This window comes from Streptomyces sp. A0958 (genome assembly GCF_004795035.1).
Taxonomy (GTDB): domain Bacteria; phylum Actinomycetota; class Actinomycetes; order Streptomycetales; family Streptomycetaceae; genus Streptomyces.
In genome coordinates, this window is record NZ_SSBK01000025.1 from 61,368 (window position 1) to 79,582 (window position 18,215).

An 18,215-nucleotide genomic window follows, 5' to 3' on the forward strand; every position below is an offset into this window, starting at 1 on the left:
CGGGGTCAGTTGCCGACACGGCGGCGCAGATCCTGGAAGGCGGTGTAGTTGGCGATGACCTCGATGCGTCCCGGCGGTGCCTGCTGCACGGCCTCGTCGAGGTTCTCGCAGACCCGGAAGTCGAGTCCGGCCACTTCGAGACGGACCGCGAGGTCCAGCTTGCGGTCGCCGAGCACGAAGATCGGGTGGCCCGCGAGCTGGGTGTAGTCCACGTCCCACAGCCACGAGGTGTCCGTGCCGTCCGCGCCGCGCGCGTTGACCGACAGGATCACCGGGGTGGGCGGCGGGTCGATCAGGGAGAACGTCTCCAGCCAGCCCGCCGGGTTCTTCGCCAGCAGGAGCCGCAGCTCACGGCCGAGGAAGCTCACCACGTCGTAGCGGCCGGCGACGGCCTGCACCTGGTACATGCGCTCCAGGGCCACCTGGGGCGGCACCCCGAAGACGGCGGCGACGGCCGCCGAACTCGTCGCGTTGGCCTTGTTGGCACGACCGGGGAGCTGGAGGTGGATCGGCCACGCCGAACCGTGCGGGTCGAGCACGTAGTCCCCGTGCAGGACCCAGCTCGGCGGCGGGCGGCGGAAACCGCACTCGCCGCAGAACCAGTCGTCGCCGGGGCGCTGCATGACGCCACCGCAGGACGGGCAGGACCAGGCGTCGTCCTTCCACGCCTGGCCGGCCGCGACCCACACCACGTTGGGGGAGGAGGAGGCCGCCCAGACGATCAGCGGGTCGTCGGCGTTGGCGACGATCACGGCCTTGGAGCCGGACAGCCCCTCGCGCCACTTCTCGGCCAGCATCCGCGTCTCCGCGGCCCGGTCCAGCTGGTCGCGCGAGAGGTTGAGCAGCGCGATCACCTTGGGCGTCGTGTCGCGGGCGACCCCCGCGAGGTACTTCTCGTCGACCTCGATCACGCCGTACTGCGCGTCGGAGCCGCCGGCCAGGGCCGAGGTGATGCCCGCGGGCATGTTGGCGCCGAGCGCGTTCGACACGACCGGGCCCGCGGCCCGCAGCGCCTCGGCGATCAGCCGTGTGGTGGTCGTCTTGCCGTTCGTCGCCGACACGAGGATCACGTCCAGGTGCTGCGCCAGCCGCCCGAGCAGGTCGGGGTCGAGCTTGAGCGCCACCCGGCCGCCGATCACCGATCCGCTGCCCCGCCCGGCCGCCCGCGACACCGCCGCAGCGGCCTTGCCCGCCGTCACGGCCAGCTTGGCCCGCGGCGACAACGGCTCCGTGTTGCCTGCCATCGTCCTAGATCCTCCTTGCATCGGTCCGCCACCCAGCCTATCGATGTCCGGCGCGGGGACGGCACCGCGGCACCGTCCGGCACGTGGAGTTCCCGTGGAACGGAGGACGCGGGGGAGCGCCGTCCCGTGGTCCACGGCTCCACCGGCCCGGAAATCCGGGTGCGCCAGCGGCCGGGAGCGCGTTACCGTCGCCGTATGAACGTCTTCGGCCCGATCAACACCGCGACCGCGCGAGCGACCAGCTCGCCGGTTGCCGCCGACTGACATTCCCTCCCCCCGGCGACCGGAAACGGTCCGTCGGTAGTGCCGCGGTGTTCGTGCCCCGGCCGGGTGACTGAACGGTCCCGTTCTCCGGTGCCTCCCCGCTGTGACGCGAAGGAGTCATCCCCATGGACACAGAACAGCTGGCCCGCACATTCGTCGAGTACTTCGAGGAGCGCGGCCACCGTCGCATCGTCGGCTCCACGCTGCTGCCGCCGCCCGGCGACCCCGTGCTCTTCACCACGTCCGGCATGCACCCGCTCACCCCGTACCTGGAGGGCCGCCCCCACCCGCTGGGCAGCCGGCTGGTCAACGTACAGCGCTGTCTGCGCACCACCGACCTGGACGAGGTCGGGGACGCCACCCACCTGACCGTCTTCGAAATGCTCGGCACCTGGTCGCTGGGCGACTACGACGGCCCGCGCAGCCTCGACTGGGGATACGGGCTGCTCACCGAGGGGCTGGGGATCGACCCCGGCCGGCTGCACGCCACCGTGTACGCCGGTGACGACCGGACCGAGCAGGACACGGCTTCCCTGCGGCTGTGGCAGGACCTCGGCGTCCCCGTCGAGCTCACCGTGGAGGACAACTGGTGGTCCAACGGCCCGGTCGGACCGTGCGGCCCCGACTCGGAGGTCTTCCTGTGGAGCGGTGAGGGCCCGCCCACCTCCACCCCCACGCGGGACGACCGCTGGGTGGAGGTGTGGAACCACGTCACGATGAGCCACCGCCGGCTCGACGACGGCTCCCTCGTGCCGCTTCCCCGGCGCAACGTCGACACCGGGCTCGGTCTTGAGCGGCTGGCCACGCTGCTCCAGGGCGGGCGGTCGGTCTTCGAGTGCGACGTCTTCGACCCCTGGCGCCGCCTCGTACCGGGCCTGTGGCCGCTGGACGAGCCGTCGCTGCGGCTGGTCAGCGATCACCTGCGCTCCGCCGTCGTCGTCCTCGGTGACGGGGTGCGCCCGGCCGCCACCGGGCGGGGTTACGTGCTGCGCCGCCTGCTGCGACGGGCCCTGACCGTGCTGTGGCAGGGCGACCCCTCGCGCACCCTCGGCGACCTGCCGCCCGAACTGGTCCGGCACACCCTGGACCACTTCCGGCAGGACGTGGACCCCGGCGTGGTGCTGCGGGTGCTGGCCGAGGAGGAGAGCCGGTTCGTCCGGCTCCTGGACCGGGGCCGGCAGGTGCTCGCCCGGCCCCGGTTCCGGGGGCCGCTGACCGAGGAGGACTTCCACCACCTCCACGACACCCACGGTCTGCCGCGCGACCTGATCACGAGCCTGCGGGAGGAGTGAGGGGAACGGCGTGGGGGCGTGACGGGCCGGCCGTCACACCCCCACGCCGCCGCGGTCGGGCTACGGCGTGACGACGGTCCCGCCGGAGCCGACCCGGCTGATCGCCGAGGACAGTGTGGTGGGGTCCGACTCCGTGCCTGCCGCGTCGGCGGTGCCGTCCGGCGCCACGTACAGCGCCGCGGCGGCCGGTCGGACGGAGGCGTTGGTCAGAAGTGTGAACGGGTGGTGGGTCTCTGAGCGCCCGGACCGCTTGCCCCCGGCGAGGTGCCGGCGCAGGGGCGGAGCACCATGAGCGAGCCCTCCGGCGTCGCCACCATGGCGAAGGGGAACCGGTCGAGTTCGAGGCAGAGCGCGACGTCATCGGGGTGCGTTCCCCCGCGCACCCCCTCCGTCAGCTCGGCTGCGGCGCGGGAACCGCCGGCGCGGCGGAGGTACGGGGCCGCGTCCGTCGGAGCCCCGGCGGCCCTGCGGGCGATGTACTGCGCGCAGGCCAAGTCCTCGTCGGCGCGCCCGTCCTCACCAGTGACCACGAAGGTGACGCTGTCGCACCCGCGGGCCCGCAGCAGCCGGGCCGTAGCCTCCGCCACCACGAAGCCGGCGCACAGCACCAGCGACGCCTCCTTGACCGCGAGCGCGCCGACCGTCCCCGCTGTGGTCTTCTGCACGACGGTCCGTCCGCCCAGGTCCCGAAAGCGCAGCAGACCGGGCGAGTTGACCGCGTCGAAGGCGGGAGCGGGCGGGCCGTCCTTCAGTGCCACCCAGTCCGGGTGGCGCTCCTTGAGCGCCAGGGCCTCGTCGAGCGAGCCGGCCAGGACGATCTTCTCCGCACCCCGGGCGAAGGCCCAGGCCGCCACGGTGTACGCGCGCATCACGTCGACCACGACCGCCACCGGCGGGGGTGCGGCCAGATCGGCGATGCCGAGGAATCGGGCGTCCATCCGCTCATGATCGCCCACACCCGGCCCCGCGAACCCGGACAGTGGCGCACATCACGCACACGGTCCGGGGTGCGCCCCGGGTTCAGCCGGGTGACCTGAGCGCGGGAGTTGACGAGGTCCGGGGGAGTCGCCCGGCATGTCCGGGGCGGCCGTGCGGAACGTACGATGAACGCCATGCGAAACCGCCCGATCCCCGGCAGTTCCGGAATCGTCCGGACCATGAGCCTGCTCGGCGACCCGGTCCTGCACGCGGCGTGCGAGCCGGTCACGGACTTCGGCCCCGCGCTCGCCCGGCTCGTCGAGGACATGTACGCCACGATGTACGAGGCGCGGGGCGTCGGGCTCGCCGCCAACCAGATCGGTGTGCCGTCGCGGGTGTTCGTCTTCGACTGCCCCGACGACGAGGACGTGCGCCACCTGGGGCACGTGGTCAACCCCACGCTGGTCGAGGCGGACGGCGTCACCGTGCGCGGACCCGAGGGCTGCCTCTCGCTGCCGGGCCTGGAGGCCGGTACACCGCGCTTCGACCGCGCGGTCGTCGAGGGTGTGACGGTGGAGGGCGAGCCGGTGCGGATCGCCGGGACCGGCTTCTTCGCGCGCTGCCTCCAGCACGAGTGCGACCACCTCGAAGGCCGGGTCTACACCGACCGGCTGACCGGGCTGCGCCGGGCGCGGGTGCTGCGCGCGGCCCGCCGGGCGCCCTGGGGGCGCACCGGCTGACCGGCGGCCCGTCAGAAGCCGGGGCCGCCCGGGCGGTCACCGGCGGCGGCCAGCCTGCCCCAGAGGAGATCGGCCAGGCTCCGCACCAACTGCTCGCGGGAGCACGGGCGTTCGCCCAGCCACCAGTCGCCCGCCGCATGCATCATGCCGACGATGCCATGGCCCCAGATGCGGGCCATCGCCTGGCTGTCCGGGCCGAGGTCCACCCGCTCCGCGATGACGGCGGCGAGCTCCTCGCCCAGGCGGCGCAGCAGCGGTGCGGAGTGCCGGCCGACGTCGAAGCCCTGCTCGGGGGAGGGGGTGGAGTCGTCGGACGGGTGCATCAGGAAGCGGTAGACCTGCGGGCGCGCCTCGATGGCCGCGAGGTAGGTGTCGAGCGTCGCCTCGACCCGTTGGCGGCGGTCGGCGGGTGCGTCGAGGGCGGCGCGCAGGGCGCTCAGCAGGGCGTCGGTGTGCCGCTTGGCGAGGGCGCGGTAAAGACCGCCCTTGTCACCGAAGTGCCGGTAGAGGATGGGCTTGGTGATTCCCGCCTCGGCGGCGATGGCGTTCATCGAGGCGCCGGGGCCGTCCCTGAGCACCACGCGGTCGGCGGCCTCGAGCAGCTCGCGGCGGCGGCGCTCGGCCGCGGTCCGCTGGCGCTCGGCCTGTCGTGTGGTCTCCATGTCGTTTCTCCCACCCCTGACCGTGCCTGTCCGTCCTGCCTGCGCAACGTAACACCCTGTCCGGCGCGGTGCGGATGGCGTCTCACGCGGTTGACAGAGGCTACTTGCCGGTAACAGACTGGTGTTACCGGAAGTAACGAGGCGTTTCGAGGCAGCACGTGGAGGGGAACATGGCCGAGTTCACGCTTGAGCTCAACGACGACCAGAAGCAGGTCCGTGACTGGCTTCACGGCTTCGCCGCGGACGTGATCCGTCCGGCCGCTTCGGAGTGGGACGAGCGTGAGGAAACGCCCTGGCCCGTCATCCAGGAGGCGGCGAAGGTCGGGATCTACTCCCTCGACTTCTACGCCCAGCAGTTCTTCGATCCTACGGGGCTCGGCATCCCGATGGCCATGGAGGAACTGTTCTGGGGCGACGCCGGCATCGCCCTGTCGATCGTCGGCACCGGCCTGGCGGCCGTCGGCGTCCTCGCCAACGGAACCGAGGAGCAGATCGGCACCTGGATTCCGCAGATGTACGGGGACGCCGACGACGTGAAGGTCGCGGCCTTCTGCTCCTCCGAGCCCGACGCCGGCTCCGACGTCGCCTCGATGCGCACCCGCGCGGTCTACGACCAGGCCAAGGACGAGTGGGTGCTCAACGGCACCAAGACCTGGGCGACCAACGGCGGCATCGCCAACGTCCACGTGGTGGTCGCGGTCGTCGACGCCGAGCTGGGCTCCAAGGGGCACGCCTCCTTCATCGTGCCGCCGAACACCCCCGGCCTGTCGCAGGGCCAGAAGTTCAAGAAGCACGGCATCCGCGCCTCGCACACCGCCGAGGTCGTCCTGGAGGACGTGCGCGTCCCGGGCCACTGCCTGCTCGGCGGCAAGGACAAGCTCGACCAGCGCCTCGCCCGCGCCCGCGAGCGTGCCGCCTCCGGTGGCGAGCGTGTGAAGAACGCGGCGATGGCCACCTTCGAGGCGTCCCGCCCGGCCGTCGGCGCCATGGCCGTCGGCACCGCCCGTGCCGCGTACGAGGTGGCGCTCGACTACGCCAGGACCCGGACCCAGTTCGGCCGCCCGATCATCGACAACCAGGGCGTCGCCTTCCAGCTCGCCGACATGCGGACCCAGATCGACGCGGCCCGGCTCCTGGTCTGGCGCGCCTCCTGGATGGCCACCACCGGCAAGCCGTTCGAGTCCGCCGAGGGCTCCATGTCCAAGCTGTACGCGAGTGAGACCGCCAAGAAGGTCACCGCCCAGGCGATCCAGATCCTCGGCGGCAACGGCTTCACCCGCGAATACCCGGTGGAGCGCATGCACCGGGACGCCGCGATCTACACGATCTTCGAGGGGACGAGCGAGATCCAGCGCCTGGTCATCGCCCGCACACTGTCCGGCATGCCGATCCGCTGACGGCCTACCGCAGCCCGAAGTACGCCCCGGCTCCCGCCCCCTGACACCACGTCAGGAGTCGGGGGCGGTCGCGTACAGGACTCACCATGGTGTGTGCCTGCCATGTACCTGTAGATTCCCGGTGGAGATCGTGACCGGGCGATGAAGGGGCAGGACATGGCGGGGGCCGCTGGAATACGGGTCGCGGCGGCCGCCGCCGCGGCGTTCGGGCTCGTCGTCACCGCACACGGAACCGCGTCCGCCGAGCCCCGGACGTTCGACGCCGCATTCGGCGGTTACGGGGAATGGAACGCCGATCCCTACGGCGGCGCCCCCGGCGACTCGATCCGCGCCTGCGACATCTCGGCCGACGGCTGGAGCATCGAGGTGAAGCTCGACATCGGCCGGGACGGCACCTGGGACCGCACCGCCACCACCCGCGGCCACACCTCGCCCTACTGCACCCCGTGGAAGACCGGGAACATCAAGGAGGGCACCCCCGTCCGCATCCAGGTGGCGAACGTGGACGGCGGTGTCACCTACCCCAAGGGCTCCCTGCTGCTGAGCCACGCCTGACGGCGGACCCGCCCGCGGCTCAGGCGGGGAGCTGGGCCTCGATGGCGGCCACCAGCTCCGGGGCCTCCGGCTCCGTGCGCGGGCGGATACGGGCGACCGGCTCACCGGCCGGCGAGATCAGGAACTTCTCGAAATTCCACTGGACGTCCCCGGCCTCGCCGTCCGCGTCCGCGAGCCGGGTCAGCTCCACGTACAGAGGGTGCCGGCCGGCACCGTTCACGTCGGTCTTCTCCAGCAGCGGGAAGGTCACCCCGTACGTCGTCGAGCAGAACGTCCGGATCTCCTCCGCGCTCCCCGGCTCCTGGCCGGCGAACTGGTTGCACGGCACGCCGAGCACGGTGAGGCCGCGGTCCCCGTACTCCTTCTGGAGCCGCTCCAGCCCGGCGTACTGCGGGGTCAGACCGCACTTCGATGCGACGTTCACCAGCAGCACCGCCCGGCCGGCATAGGCGCCCAGCGTGGTCGGCTCGCCGGTCAGGGTGCGGAGCGGGATGTCGTACAGCGTCATGAAGGTCTCCTCTTCGGTGTCTTCCCGCCCATTCTTACGCCCGGGGCTCCCGGGGTGCGAAGCCGGCCGCCCCGTAGTAGAAGGTCGTCGGCTTCAGCACCCCCGCCGGGCCGCCGGCGTAGTCCGGGACGGACCGGCACTCCGTCCAGCCGGCCGACCGGTACAGCCGCTCCGCCGGGCCGCCGCTCTCCGTGTCCGGGATCAGCGGCGTGACGCCGTCCTCTCCCGCCGCGCGCGGACGGGCGGACCATCAGCTTGGCCACCTCGGCGCGGTGGCGGGCGTTGGGCAGGGGCGCGCGGGCCAGGCCGATCGTGCCCGCGATGCGTTCCCCGTCGCGGGCGCCTCACACCTGCTGGCGCCCGCGTCCACGGCGGCGGCCCGCTCCCGCCCCCACCTGTCGGCGGCGCCCCGGTCCGGGGGCGCGAGGAACCCCTCCCTCCGCGCGGACCGGCATGCGGCCGCGCGATCATAAGCCCAGGTCGGCGGAGGTGCGAGCGGCACCCCACAGCAACCCGCCGTTCTGCCGGACACTCCCGCCCGTGCCACGCTGGAACCGGGATGCCCGGTGCGGCACACCGATTCCGCCGGGCGACCGTGCCAGCAGAAGGAGGACCGAGATGGCCGGCACCGGAAGCGCAGTACGGACGACACACGGCACCGACGGCTCACACCACCCCTTCAGAACGGGCTGGACCGCGTTCGCCGCGGTCCTGATGATCTTCGGCGGAGCCATGGCGATCTTCCAGGGGATCTCCGCCATCGCCAAGGACGACGTGTTCGTCGCCACCCGCAACTACGTCTTCCAGTTCAATCTGATGGGTTGGGGCTGGATTCACCTCATCCTCGGCATCGTCATCGCGCTCGCCGGCTTCGCCCTGTTCACCGGGGCCCTGTGGGCGCGGGTCGTGGGCGTCGTGCTCGCCGGGCTCGGCGCGCTCGCCAACTTCGTATGGCTGCCGTACTACCCGCTGTGGTCCATCGTGCTCATCGCCGTCGACATCTTCATCATCTGGGCGCTGTGCTCGGGTGCCGACGGCCGCGAACGGGCCTGACGGCGCCTCACGGCCCCGCCGGAGCACGTGCCGCCCGGGGGCGGCCCGGGCCGCCGATCATCTTCGGCGGCCCCTGCGTGCTGCCGGATCGAAGACTGGACCGGCCGGCTGAGAGGATCACCCCGTGGAGTCACCAGAAGCCGCCCCCGGGACCGAGCCGCTGCCCGGCACCGCCGCAGCCGCCGGTCCCCGCACCGTGCGCTGCCGCCTCTGCGGACGGCCGCTCACCGGCACCGCCTCCCGCCGCACCGGCCTCGGCCCCTCCTGCGACGCCAAACTGCACCCCGCACCGCCGGCCATCCGCCACCGGCGGCACGAGGTCGAGCAGGACGTGCTCCCCGGCACCTGAGCCGTTACGCGGGCCGGTCGCCCAGGCGGCGGAACAGTCCCTCCTGCACCACCGACACCAGCAGACGGCCCGCACGGTCGTAGATCCGGCCACGTGCCAGCCCCCGCCCGCCCGTGGCGATCGGCGACTCCTGGTCGTACAGGAACCACTCGTCCGCCCGGAACGGCCGGTGGAACCACATGGCATGGTCCAGGCTCGCCATGTCGAACCCGCGCGGGCCCCACAACGGCTCCACCGGGATGCGGACCGCGTCCAGCAGCGTCATGTCGCTCGCGTACGTCAGCGCACACGTGTGCACCAGCGGGTCGTCGCCCAGCGGGCCCACCGCGCGCATCCAGACCGCGCTGCGCGGGTCGGCGTCCTCGACCTCCTCCCGCGTCCAGCGCAGCCGGTCGACGTAGCGGATGTCGAACGGCTGGCGCCGCGCCATCCGCTCCAGGGCCTCCGGCAGACCGCCCAGGTGCTCGCGCACCTCTTCGGCGACCGTCGGCAGCTCCTCCGGACCGGGCACGACGCGCGCGGGCGGCAGCTGGTGTTCGAAGCCCGCCTCCTCGGGGCGGTGGAACGACGCCGTCAGGTTGAAGATCGTCCGGCCCTGCTGGACCGCCGTCACCCGGCGCGTGGTGAACGACCTGCCGTCCCTGACCCGCTCGACGTCGTACACGATCGGCACGCCCGGACGGCCCGGCCGCAGGAAGTAGGCGTGCAGCGAGTGCACCGGCCGGTCCCCGTCCGTGGTGCGGCCGGCGGCCACCAGCGCCTGCCCCGCCACCTGCCCGCCGAAGACCCGCTGCAAGGACTCCTCGGGGCTGCGGCCGCGGAAGATGTTCACCTCGATCCGCTCCAGGTCGAGCAGGTCGACCAGGCTCTCGGCGGGGTTCGTCATGCCGTTCCTCTCCACTCTCGCGGTGACGTCGCGCGTCCGCTCACAGCTGGCCCACGGAGGTGACCCGCAGGACCGCCCGGCCCTCTTCGTCCGACGCGGCGAGATCGACCTCCGCGCTGATGCCCCAGTCATGGTCGCCGTTCGGGTCGGCGAACGTCTGACGGACCCGCCACAGGCCGTGCTCCGCGTCCTCGTCGATCTTCAGCAGCTTCGGCCCGCGCGCGTCGGGACCGGTGCCCAGCCCCTCGTACTCGTCCCAGTACGCGTCCATCGCCTCGCCCCACGCGTCCTCGTCCCAGCCCGCGTCCGCGTCCAGCTCGCCGAGGTCGCGGACCCGGTCCAGCGCGGCCAGCTCGACCCGGCGGAACATCGCGTTGCGCACCAGGACCCGGAAGGCGCGGGCGTTCGCCGTGACCGGCTTGACCTCGTCGGCCCGCTCCTGCGCCTGCTCGGCCGTCTCCACCTCCGGGTTGGCGAGCTGCTCCCACTCGTCCAGAAGACTGGAGTCGACCTGACGGACCATCTCACCGAGCCAGGCGATCAGATCCTCCAGGTCCTCGGACTTGATGTCGTCCGGAATGGTGTGCTCCAGCGCCTTGTACGCGCTCGCCAGATAGCGCAGCACGATGCCCTCGGTGCGCGCCAGCTCGTAGTTCGAGGTGAACTCCGTGAACGTCATGGCCCGTTCGTACATGTCACGGATCACCGACTTCGGCGACACCGGGTGGTCGCCCACCCACGGGTGGCTGCGCCGGTAGACGTCGTACGCGTGCCACAGCAGCTCGCTCAGCGGCTTCGGGTACGTCACCTCCTGGAGCAGCTCCATCCGCTCCTCGTACTCGATCCCGTCGGCCTTCATCTGCCCGACCGCCTCGCCGCGCGCCTTGTTCTGCTGCGCCGCCAGGATCTGGCGCGGGTCGTCCAGCGTCGACTCCACCACCGACACCATGTCCAGCGCGTACGACGGCGAGTCCGGGTCCAGCAGCTCGAACGCGGCGAGCGCGAAGGTGGACAGCGGCTGGTTCAGCGCGAAGTCCTGCTGGAGGTCGACGGTCAGCCGCACGATACGGCCCTCCGCGTCCGGCTCGGCCAGCTGCTCCACCACGCCGCCGTCCAGCAGCGAACGGTAGATCGCGATGGCCCGGCGGATGTGCCGCAGCTGCGCCCGGCGCGGCTCGTGGTTGTCCTCCAGCAGATGCCGCATGGCGTCGAAGGCGTTGCCCGGGCGGGCGATCACGGACAGCAGCATCGTGTGCGTGACCCGGAACCGGGAGGTCAGCGGCTCCGGATCGGACTGGATCAGCTTGTCGAACGTGGTCTCCGACCAGGCCACGAAGCCCTCGGGAGCCTTCTTGCGGACGACCTTGCGCTTCTTCTTCGGGTCGTCGCCCGCCTTCTTGACGGCCTTCTCGTTCTCGATGACGTGCTCGGGTGCCTGGGCGACGACGAAGCCCGCCGTGTCGAAGCCCGCCCGCCCGGCCCGGCCGGCGATCTGGTGGAACTCGCGGGCCCGCAGCGTCCTTACCCGGGTGCCGTCGTACTTGGTGAGGGCGGTGAACAGCACCGTGCGGATCGGTACGTTGACGCCGACGCCGAGCGTGTCCGTACCGCAGATCACCTTCAGCAGACCCGCCTGCGCCAGTTTCTCCACCAGCCGGCGGTACTTCGGGAGCATGCCGGCGTGGTGCACACCGATGCCGTGCCGCACATAACGCGAGAGGTTCTGGCCGAACTTGGTGGTGAAGCGGAAGTTGCCGATGAGATCGGCGATCTTCTCCTTCTCCTCCTTGGTGCACATGTTGATGCTCATCAGCGACTGCGCCCGCTCCACCGCCGCCGCCTGGGTGAAGTGCACGATGTACACCGGCGACTGCCGGGTCTCCAGGAGCTCGGTGATCGTCTCGGTGATCGGCGTCAGCCGGTACTCGTAGCTCAGCGGCACCGGCCGGGTCGCCGAGCGGATCACGGAGGTCGGGCGGCCGGTGCGCCGCGTCAGGTCCTCCTCGAACATCCGGACGTCACCGAGCGTCGCCGACATCAGGACGAACTGGGCCTGCGGAAGCTCCAGCAGCGGGATCTGCCACGCCCAGCCCCGGTCCGGCTCCGCGTAGAAGTGGAACTCGTCCATGACGACCTGGCCGATGTCCGCGTACTTCCCGTCACGCAGAGCGATGGAGGCCAGCACCTCGGCGGTGCAGCAGATCACCGGGGCGTCGGCGTTGACCGAGGCGTCCCCGGTGAGCATGCCGACGTTCTCCGTACCGAACAGCTTGCACAGGTCGAAGAACTTCTCCGAGACCAGCGCCTTGATCGGGGCGGTGTAGAAGGTGACCTTGTCCTGTGCCAGGGCGGTGAAGTGCGCACCCGCCGCGACCAGGCTCTTCCCGGACCCGGTGGGCGTGGAAAGGATCACGTTGGCCCCGGAGACCACCTCGATCAGCGCCTCCTCCTGAGCGGGGTAGAGGGTGATCCCCTGCGTCTCGGTCCAGGACGAGAAAGCCTCGAAGAGGGCGTCGGGGTCGTCGGTCGGGGGCAGCTGATCGATAAGGGTCACGCCCCCATCTTGCCTGTCTTCGGTCCCGATGAGGGAACCGGACGACGGCAGGAAGATCACGGACGATACGCTGCCCTCTCAACTCGGCCACGTCGCAACGACGGTGGCCGGTTCTCACGTACAGGCACCGCCTGGCGCACTCGGCGACACCCACGGGGGGCTCAGCAGTCATGATGGGACCGGCACACTCACTGTCCGGGGCAGCGGCCTGGCTGGGGGTGGGTGCCGCCGCGGCCGCCGCCGGCCACCCCATGCCGTGGCCCGTCCTCGTCGTCGGCGCGCTGATCAGCGCGGGCGCGGCGCTCGCCCCCGACCTCGACCACAAGTCGGCGACCATCTCGCGCGCCTTCGGACCGGTCTCACGCGGGGTGTGCGAGGTCGTCGACAAGCTCTCGCACGCCGTCTACAAGGCCACCCGGATGCGGGGCGACTCCACGCGCAACGGCGGCCACCGCACCCTGACCCACACCTGGGTGTGGGCGGTCCTGATCGGCGCGGCGGCCTCCGGCGCGGCGATCACCGGCGGCCGCTGGGCGGTGCTGGGCATCCTCTTCGTCCACCTGGTCCTCGCCGTCGAGGGGCTGCTGTGGCGGGCCGCCAGGATGTCCAGCGACGTCCTGGTGTGGCTGCTCGGAGCGACCAGCGCGTGGATTCTCGCCGGCATCCTCGACCAGCCGGGCCACGGCTCGGACTGGCTCTTCACCGACCCCGGCCAGGAATACCTCTGGCTCGGACTGCCCATCGTGCTCGGCGCCCTCATCCACGACATCGGCGACGCGCTGACCGTGTCCGGCTGCCCGATCCTGTGGCCGATCCCCGTCGGCCGCAAGCGCTGGTACCCCATCGGCCCGCCGAAGGCCATGCGCTTCAGGGCCGGCAGCTGGGTGGAGATCAAGGTGCTGATGCCGGTGTTCATGGTGCTCGGCGGAGTGGGCGCGGCAGTCGCGATGAACGTCATCTGACGCCCGCGCCCGGGGGCCGGCCGGACCGGCCGGCCCCCGGAGCCGTCAGCCGTGCCAGGACCGCCACAGCGCCGCGTACGCGCCGTCCGCCGCCACCAGCTCGTCATGGCTGCCGAACTCACTGATCCGGCCCTGCTCGACCACGGCGATCACATCCGCGTCGTGCGCGGTGTGCAGCCGGTGGGCGATCGCCACGACCGTACGGCCGTCCAGCACCCGGGCCAGCGACCGCTCCAGATGCCGGGCCGCGCGCGGATCGAGCAGCGAGGTCGCCTCGTCCAGGACCAGCGTGTGCGGGTCGGCCAGGACCAGCCGGGCCAGCGCGATCTGCTGCGCCTGCGCCGGTGTGATCACCAGACCGCCCGAGCCGACCTCGGAGTCGAGCCCCGCCTCCAGGGCCCTCGCCCAGCCGTCCGCGTCGACCGCCGCGAGCGACGTCCACAGCTCCGCGTCCTCGGCGTCCGTACGGGCCAGCAGCAGGTTGTCGCGCAGCGAACCGACGAACACATGGTGCTCCTGGTTGACCAGCGCCACATGCGAACGGACCCGCTCCGTCGCCATCCGCGACAGCTGCGCGCCCCCGAGCGTGACCTCACCGATCCGCGGGGCGTAGATCCCCGCCAGCAGCCGGCCCAGCGTCGACTTGCCCGCACCCGACGGGCCGACCAGCGCCAGCCGCGTACCCGGCGCGACGTCCAGCGACACCCGGTGCAGCACATCGACGCCGTCCACGTACCCGAAGCGCACCTCGTCGGCGCGCACGTCCCGGCCGTCCGGGACCACCGCGGCATCGCCCGCGTCCGGCTCGATCTCCCGGACACCCACCAGGCGCGCCAGCGACACCTGGGCGACCTGCAACTCGTCGTACCAGCGCAGGATCAGACCGATCGGGTCCACCATCATCTGAGCGAGCAGGGCACCGGTCGTGACCTGGCCGACGGTGAGATAACCCTCGATGACGAACCAGCCGCCCAGCAGCAGGACCGCGCCGACAATCGTCGCGTACGTGGCGTTGATGACGGGAAAGAGCACCGAGCGCAGGAACAGCGTGTACCGCTCCCACGCGGTCCACTCCTTGATGCGCCGGTTCGACAGGGCGACCCGGCGCGCACCCAGCCGGTGCGCCTCCACGGTCCGCCCCGCGTCCACCGTCTCCGCGAGCACCGCCGCGACCGCCGCGTAACCGGCGGCCTCCGAGCGGTACGCCGAGGGTGCCCGGCGGAAGTACCAGCGGCAGCCGATCAGCAGCACCGGCAGCGCCACGAGCACCGCGAGCGCCAGCGGGGGAGCGGTGACGGTGAGGGCGGCGACGAGCAGGCCCGCCCACACCACGCCGATGGTCAGCTGCGGCACCGCCTCGCGCATCGCGTTGGCGAGCCGGTCGATGTCCGTCGTGATCCGTGACAGCAGGTCCCCCGTGCCGGCCCGCTCCAGCACTCCCGGGGGCAGCCGCACCGAGCGCACGAGGAAATCCTCGCGCAGATCGGCGAGCATCTCCTCGCCCAGCATCGCGCTGCGCAGCCGCATCATCCGGGTGGCCACCGTCTGCACGACCAGCGCGACCGCGAACACGACTGCCGCGCGCTCCAGATGCAGGTCGGTGGCGCCGTCGGACAGATCCTCGACGAGCCCGCCCAGCAGGTACGGACCCACGATCGAGGCGGTCACCGCGAGCGTGTTGAGCAGGGTCACCACGATGAACGGGCGCCGGTGGCGCCGGATCAGCCCCCGTACGTAGGAGCGTACGGTCGCGGGGCTGCCGACCGGCAGGGTCGTGGCCGACTCCGGAGCCGCCGGGTCGTGGGCCGGTGGGGCGATGCCGATCATGCCCTCTCCTCGATTTCCTCGCTCGTGCCGATTTCTTCGTTCCGCCCGGGTGCGGCCGTGGCCGCCGCCTCGTCGTCGGTGTCGCGCGCGACGACGTCCCGGTACCGCTCCTCGGTGAGCAGCAGCTCACGGTGCGTACCGGCGGCCACCACCGTGCCCCGGTGGACCAGCGCCACCCGGTCGGCCAGGTCCAGCAGCAGCGGCGACGAGGAGAAGGCGACGGTCGTACGGTCCGCACGCAGCGCCTTGACGCCCGCGGCGACGCGGGCCTCGGTGTGCGAGTCGACGGCGGACGTGGGCTCGTCCAGGACGAGGGCGTCAGGGTCGGTCATCAATGACCGGGCCAGTGCGAGCCGTTGGCGCTGTCCGCCGGAGAGCGACCGGCCGCGTTCGGTGATCCGGGTGTCCAGGGGCTCACCGCCCGGGCCTGGGGACGCCTGCGCCAGCGCGGCCAGGACGTCGTCGCACTGGGCGGCCGACAGGGCGGCCCCGGCCGTCACCCGGCCGGACGACGGCACGTCCAGGAGTTCACGCAGCGTGCCCGAGAGCAGCACCGGGTCCTTGTCCTGGACCAGGACGGCGGCCCGCGCCGCGTCCAGCTCCAGTTCGTCCAGGGGTACGCCGCCCAGCAGGACGGACGGCGGGGCGGGGGCGACGGTGTCCTCGGCCTCCTCTTCCCGCGCCTCGGGCTGGGCATGTCCGCCGAGCCGTTCCGCCAGCCGGCCGGCCTCGTCGGGGTCGCCGCAGACCACGGCGGTGAACAACCCATGGGGCGCGAGCAGCCCGGTGACCGGGTCGTACAGGTCGCCGGACGGGACGGTGGTGGCCGTGGCCGCACGGGTGGTCCGGCTGAGCGACAGCACCCGCACCGCGCGCTGCGCGGAGGGCCGGGAGAAGGAGTACGCCATGGCGATCTCTTCGAAGTGACGCAGCGGGAACATCAGCAGGGTCGCCGCGCTGTACACGGTCACCAGCTGGCCGACCTCGATCTTCCCGTCCCTCGCCAGGGAGGCCCCGTAGACGACCAGGGCGAGCAGCAGTACGCCCGGCAGCAGGACCTGGACCGCGGAGATGAGCGACCACATACGGGCGTTGTGCACCGCGGCCTTGCGGACCTCCTGGGAAGCGCGCCGGTACCGGTCCAGGAACAGTTCCTCGCCGCCGATGCCCCGTAGCACGCGCAGCCCGGCCACGGTGTCCGAGGCCAGTTCGGTGGCCTTGCCCGCCTTTTCGCGCTGGACGTCGGCGCGACGGGTGGCGCGGGGCAGCAACGGCAGTACGGACAGCGCCAGGAAGGGCATGGCGATCGCCACGAGGACGCCCAGGGAGGGGAGGTAGAGGACGAGCCCGACGCTGATGACGACCAGGACCGTCGCGGCGGCCAGGAAGCGGGAGAGCGACTCGACGAACCAGCCGATCTTCTCCACGTCACCGGTGGAGACCGCCACCACCTCGCCGGCGGCGACCCTGCGGGTCAGCGCCGCGCCCAGCTCGGCGGTCTTGCGGGACAGCAACTGCTGGACCCGGGCCGCGGCGGTGATCCAGTTGGTGATGGCGCTGCGGTGGACCATGGTGTCGCTCACCGCGGTCAGTACACCCAGAAGCGCGGTCAGGCCGCCCGCCAGCGCGAGCCGGCCGCCGGACCGGTCGACGACCGCTTGGACGCCCAGTCCGACCGTGAGCGGGTAGCCCGCGATGGAACATTGGTGCAGAAGGCCCCAGGACAGGGATTTGAGCTGCCCGCGGAGCTGATTGCGGCCCAGCCAGTACAGGAAGCGAGGGCCTGAACGGACATCGGGATCGCCGGGATCAGGGTACGGAAGATCGCGAATGTGCATGACGTCCCAAAGGAATCGGAAGAGGCCGGAACCCGCGAGGGGCCCCGGGACGCGTCGGGAGAAACACCGGGCCGCCTGCGGGGGTTCGCAGGCGGGGAACCAAACCGTGCAAGCCTCGCGTATCACCGGGGACGCGGCAAACGCTTTTATCGGCCCCGGTGGCGGGCTGCGCGGGCCCGGCCGCGGACGGGGAAAGATGCGGACGGGCAAAGATGCGGACGGGTAAAGATTCGGCACGCTTTCGCCGGGCCCCCCTCGGGCGCGCGAAGGCGCACGTCACCAAGTGCGAGCATGGGCGGATGCATATAGCCGGTGCGGTACGAGTGGTGGTCTCGGCGGCCGCCTGTGGTGTCCTGCTCACGACCCTGACGTCCTGCGGCGACGGGCAGGACACGAAGAAGGGCGGCGCGCATCAGTCGGCCGCCGCCGAGAAGGGCGAGCAGAAGAAGCGGACCACCGGCCTGAAGCGCATCCCCGATGTGGGCGACCGCCTCCAGTCGCAGATACGGGCCGACTCGCGTCAGGTCGTCGCCGTCTACGGCGCGGGCAAGGACTCCGCGGACTCCACCGTCGTGCTCTACACCAAGTCCGGCTCCACCTGGGACAAGGTCGCCGGCTGGAAGGCGCACAACGGCAAGAGGGGCTGGGCGGCCAACCACCACGAGGACGACAAGCGCAGCCCCGTCGGCGTCTTCACCCTCAGCGACGCGGGCGGTGTGCTGGCCGACCCCGGCGCGCTCCTGCCGTACACGCAGTCGGCATCCATCCAGGCCCCGCACTACTGGGCCAAGTCCCACTGGCACGACTTCGACTACGTCATCGCCATCGACTACAACCGGGTCAAGGGCACCCCGCCCAACGACCCGACGCGCCCGCAGGGCCAGACGAAGGGCGGCAGTATCTGGCTGCACATGGACCACGGCAGCGGGACTTCGGCCTGTGTGAGTGTGTCGAAGCCGGCCATGGAGAAGCTGCTGCGCACCTTGGACCCGAAGCAGCACCCGGTCGTGGTGATGGGCGACCGGGCGAGCCTCCGCGGCTGACGGGCCGCCGGCGTACGCCTCAGCCGGGGCCTCAGCCGGAGCCGGGGTCGGGTTCGGGGTCGGAGCCCGGGCCGGGGACGGAGCCCGTGCGGGAGGCGGGGCCAGGGGCGGGGTCGGAGCCGG

Annotated in this window: 16 protein-coding genes and 2 pseudogenes; 8 read left to right on the forward strand and 10 right to left on the reverse strand. The window is 71.9% G+C overall.

What is annotated here, in order from left to right; all coding sequences use genetic code 11:
• Positions 1-5: 5 nt before the first annotated feature.
• Entirely contained in the window at positions 6-1,244 is a 1,239-nt protein-coding gene (locus tag E6P78_RS23000; RefSeq protein ID WP_136205529.1) for a MurT ligase domain-containing protein, read from the reverse strand.
• A 389-nt stretch (positions 1,245-1,633) separates the two neighbouring features.
• On the opposite strand from E6P78_RS23000, the gene E6P78_RS23005 reads away from it, so the two are divergent.
• Positions 1,634-2,800 (forward strand): alanine--tRNA ligase-related protein, encoded by a 1,167-nt coding sequence (locus tag E6P78_RS23005; RefSeq protein ID WP_136205530.1) that lies wholly within the window; start codon positions 1,634-1,636, stop codon positions 2,798-2,800.
• A 72-nt stretch (positions 2,801-2,872) separates the two neighbouring features.
• Here E6P78_RS23005 and E6P78_RS33560 read toward each other — a convergent pair.
• Positions 2,873-3,001 (reverse strand): annotated as a pseudogene (locus E6P78_RS33560) (right-handed parallel beta-helix repeat-containing protein); the annotation flags it as partial.
• A gap of 5 nt (positions 3,002-3,006) precedes the next feature.
• The gene (locus E6P78_RS23015; RefSeq protein WP_136205531.1) at positions 3,007-3,738 is read right to left on the reverse strand and encodes a 2-phosphosulfolactate phosphatase; all 732 of its coding nucleotides are present in this window, start codon (positions 3,736-3,738) and stop codon (positions 3,007-3,009) included.
• 165 nt (positions 3,739-3,903) lie between these two features.
• Between E6P78_RS23015 and def the strand changes: the two genes are divergently transcribed.
• Positions 3,904-4,458 carry a peptide deformylase gene (gene def, locus E6P78_RS23020; RefSeq protein WP_136205532.1) on the forward strand — a complete coding sequence of 185 codons (555 nt, stop codon included), beginning with the start codon at positions 3,904-3,906 and terminating at the stop codon, positions 4,456-4,458.
• Positions 4,459-4,469: 11 nt separating this feature from the next.
• Here def and E6P78_RS23025 read toward each other — a convergent pair whose 3' ends face one another.
• Positions 4,470-5,120, reverse strand: a complete 651-nt coding sequence (locus E6P78_RS23025; RefSeq protein ID WP_136205533.1) for a TetR family transcriptional regulator — start codon at positions 5,118-5,120, stop codon at positions 4,470-4,472.
• Positions 5,121-5,290: 170 nt separating this feature from the next.
• On the opposite strand from E6P78_RS23025, the gene E6P78_RS23030 reads away from it, so the two are divergent.
• Both E6P78_RS23030 and E6P78_RS23035 read left to right on the forward strand, forming a co-directional pair.
• On the forward strand, positions 5,291-6,517 hold the full coding sequence (locus E6P78_RS23030) for an acyl-CoA dehydrogenase family protein (RefSeq protein WP_136205534.1): 1,227 nt from the start codon (positions 5,291-5,293) through the stop codon (positions 6,515-6,517).
• Positions 6,518-6,673: 156 nt separating this feature from the next.
• Positions 6,674-7,072 carry a hypothetical protein gene (locus E6P78_RS23035; RefSeq protein ID WP_136205535.1) on the forward strand — a complete coding sequence of 133 codons (399 nt, stop codon included), beginning with the start codon at positions 6,674-6,676 and terminating at the stop codon, positions 7,070-7,072.
• 19 nt (positions 7,073-7,091) lie between these two features.
• Here the strand turns inward: E6P78_RS23035 and E6P78_RS23040 are convergent, their stop codons facing one another.
• On the reverse strand, positions 7,092-7,580 hold the full coding sequence (locus tag E6P78_RS23040; protein WP_136205536.1) for a glutathione peroxidase: 489 nt from the start codon (positions 7,578-7,580) through the stop codon (positions 7,092-7,094).
• Positions 7,581-7,614: 34 nt separating this feature from the next.
• Positions 7,615-8,082: pseudogene (locus E6P78_RS33565) on the reverse strand (GNAT family N-acetyltransferase).
• Positions 8,083-8,198: 116 nt separating this feature from the next.
• On the opposite strand from E6P78_RS33565, the gene E6P78_RS23050 reads away from it, so the two are divergent.
• A complete protein-coding gene (locus E6P78_RS23050) occupies positions 8,199-8,633 on the forward strand; it encodes a hypothetical protein (protein ID WP_136205537.1) in 435 nt (144 codons plus the stop codon).
• Positions 8,634-8,757: 124 nt separating this feature from the next.
• The gene (locus E6P78_RS23055; RefSeq protein WP_136205538.1) at positions 8,758-8,982 is read left to right on the forward strand and encodes a DUF6011 domain-containing protein; all 225 of its coding nucleotides are present in this window, start codon (positions 8,758-8,760) and stop codon (positions 8,980-8,982) included.
• A gap of 4 nt (positions 8,983-8,986) precedes the next feature.
• Here the strand turns inward: E6P78_RS23055 and E6P78_RS23060 are convergent, their stop codons facing one another.
• Complete coding sequence (locus E6P78_RS23060) at positions 8,987-9,868, reverse strand: acyl-CoA thioesterase II (protein ID WP_136205539.1); 882 nt, start codon at positions 9,866-9,868, stop codon at positions 8,987-8,989.
• Between the two features lie 40 nt (positions 9,869-9,908).
• Entirely contained in the window at positions 9,909-12,422 is a 2,514-nt protein-coding gene (locus tag E6P78_RS23065; RefSeq protein WP_136205540.1) for a DEAD/DEAH box helicase, read from the reverse strand.
• Positions 12,423-12,592: 170 nt separating this feature from the next.
• Between E6P78_RS23065 and E6P78_RS23070 the strand changes: the two genes are divergently transcribed.
• The gene (locus E6P78_RS23070) at positions 12,593-13,384 is read left to right on the forward strand and encodes a metal-dependent hydrolase (protein ID WP_136205541.1); all 792 of its coding nucleotides are present in this window, start codon (positions 12,593-12,595) and stop codon (positions 13,382-13,384) included.
• Between the two features lie 45 nt (positions 13,385-13,429).
• On the opposite strand, the gene E6P78_RS23075 is transcribed toward E6P78_RS23070, so the two are convergent.
• Together E6P78_RS23075 and E6P78_RS23080 are read right to left on the reverse strand one after the other, a co-directional pair.
• On the reverse strand, positions 13,430-15,211 hold the full coding sequence (locus E6P78_RS23075) for an ABC transporter ATP-binding protein (RefSeq protein WP_136205542.1): 1,782 nt from the start codon (positions 15,209-15,211) through the stop codon (positions 13,430-13,432).
• Positions 15,208-17,049, reverse strand: coding sequence for an ABC transporter ATP-binding protein (locus E6P78_RS23080; RefSeq protein ID WP_136205543.1), 1,842 nt, complete (start codon positions 17,047-17,049; stop codon positions 15,208-15,210). Before E6P78_RS23080 ends, E6P78_RS23075 begins: the two co-directional genes overlap by 4 nt.
• A 299-nt stretch (positions 17,050-17,348) precedes the next feature.
• Between E6P78_RS23080 and E6P78_RS23085 the strand changes: the two genes are divergently transcribed.
• The gene (locus tag E6P78_RS23085; protein ID WP_240799332.1) at positions 17,349-18,092 is read left to right on the forward strand and encodes a L,D-transpeptidase family protein; all 744 of its coding nucleotides are present in this window, start codon (positions 17,349-17,351) and stop codon (positions 18,090-18,092) included.
• Positions 18,093-18,215: the final 123 nt, after the last annotated feature.

What these genes read in the sequence shown, in the direction of transcription:
- E6P78_RS23000 (WP_136205529.1), bottom strand. Translation starts at nt 1,244, where the DNA reads ATGGCAGGCAACACGGAGCCGTTGTCGCCGCGGGCCAAGCTGGCCGTG.
- E6P78_RS23005 (WP_136205530.1), top strand. Translation starts at nt 1,634, where the DNA reads ATGGACACAGAACAGCTGGCCCGCACATTCGTCGAGTACTTCGAGGAG.
- E6P78_RS23015 (WP_136205531.1), bottom strand. Translation starts at nt 3,738, where the DNA reads ATGGACGCCCGATTCCTCGGCATCGCCGATCTGGCCGCACCCCCGCCG.
- def (WP_136205532.1), top strand. Translation starts at nt 3,904, where the DNA reads ATGAACGCCATGCGAAACCGCCCGATCCCCGGCAGTTCCGGAATCGTC.
- E6P78_RS23025 (WP_136205533.1), bottom strand. Translation starts at nt 5,120, where the DNA reads ATGGAGACCACACGACAGGCCGAGCGCCAGCGGACCGCGGCCGAGCGC.
- E6P78_RS23030 (WP_136205534.1), top strand. Translation starts at nt 5,291, where the DNA reads ATGGCCGAGTTCACGCTTGAGCTCAACGACGACCAGAAGCAGGTCCGT.
- E6P78_RS23035 (WP_136205535.1), top strand. Translation starts at nt 6,674, where the DNA reads ATGGCGGGGGCCGCTGGAATACGGGTCGCGGCGGCCGCCGCCGCGGCG.
- E6P78_RS23040 (WP_136205536.1), bottom strand. Translation starts at nt 7,580, where the DNA reads ATGACGCTGTACGACATCCCGCTCCGCACCCTGACCGGCGAGCCGACC.
- E6P78_RS23050 (WP_136205537.1), top strand. Translation starts at nt 8,199, where the DNA reads ATGGCCGGCACCGGAAGCGCAGTACGGACGACACACGGCACCGACGGC.
- E6P78_RS23060 (WP_136205539.1), bottom strand. Translation starts at nt 9,868, where the DNA reads ATGACGAACCCCGCCGAGAGCCTGGTCGACCTGCTCGACCTGGAGCGG.
- E6P78_RS23070 (WP_136205541.1), top strand. Translation starts at nt 12,593, where the DNA reads ATGATGGGACCGGCACACTCACTGTCCGGGGCAGCGGCCTGGCTGGGG.
- E6P78_RS23075 (WP_136205542.1), bottom strand. Translation starts at nt 15,211, where the DNA reads ATGATCGGCATCGCCCCACCGGCCCACGACCCGGCGGCTCCGGAGTCG.
- E6P78_RS23080 (WP_136205543.1), bottom strand. Translation starts at nt 17,049, where the DNA reads ATGCACATTCGCGATCTTCCGTACCCTGATCCCGGCGATCCCGATGTC.
- E6P78_RS23085 (WP_240799332.1), top strand. Translation starts at nt 17,349, where the DNA reads ATGCATATAGCCGGTGCGGTACGAGTGGTGGTCTCGGCGGCCGCCTGT.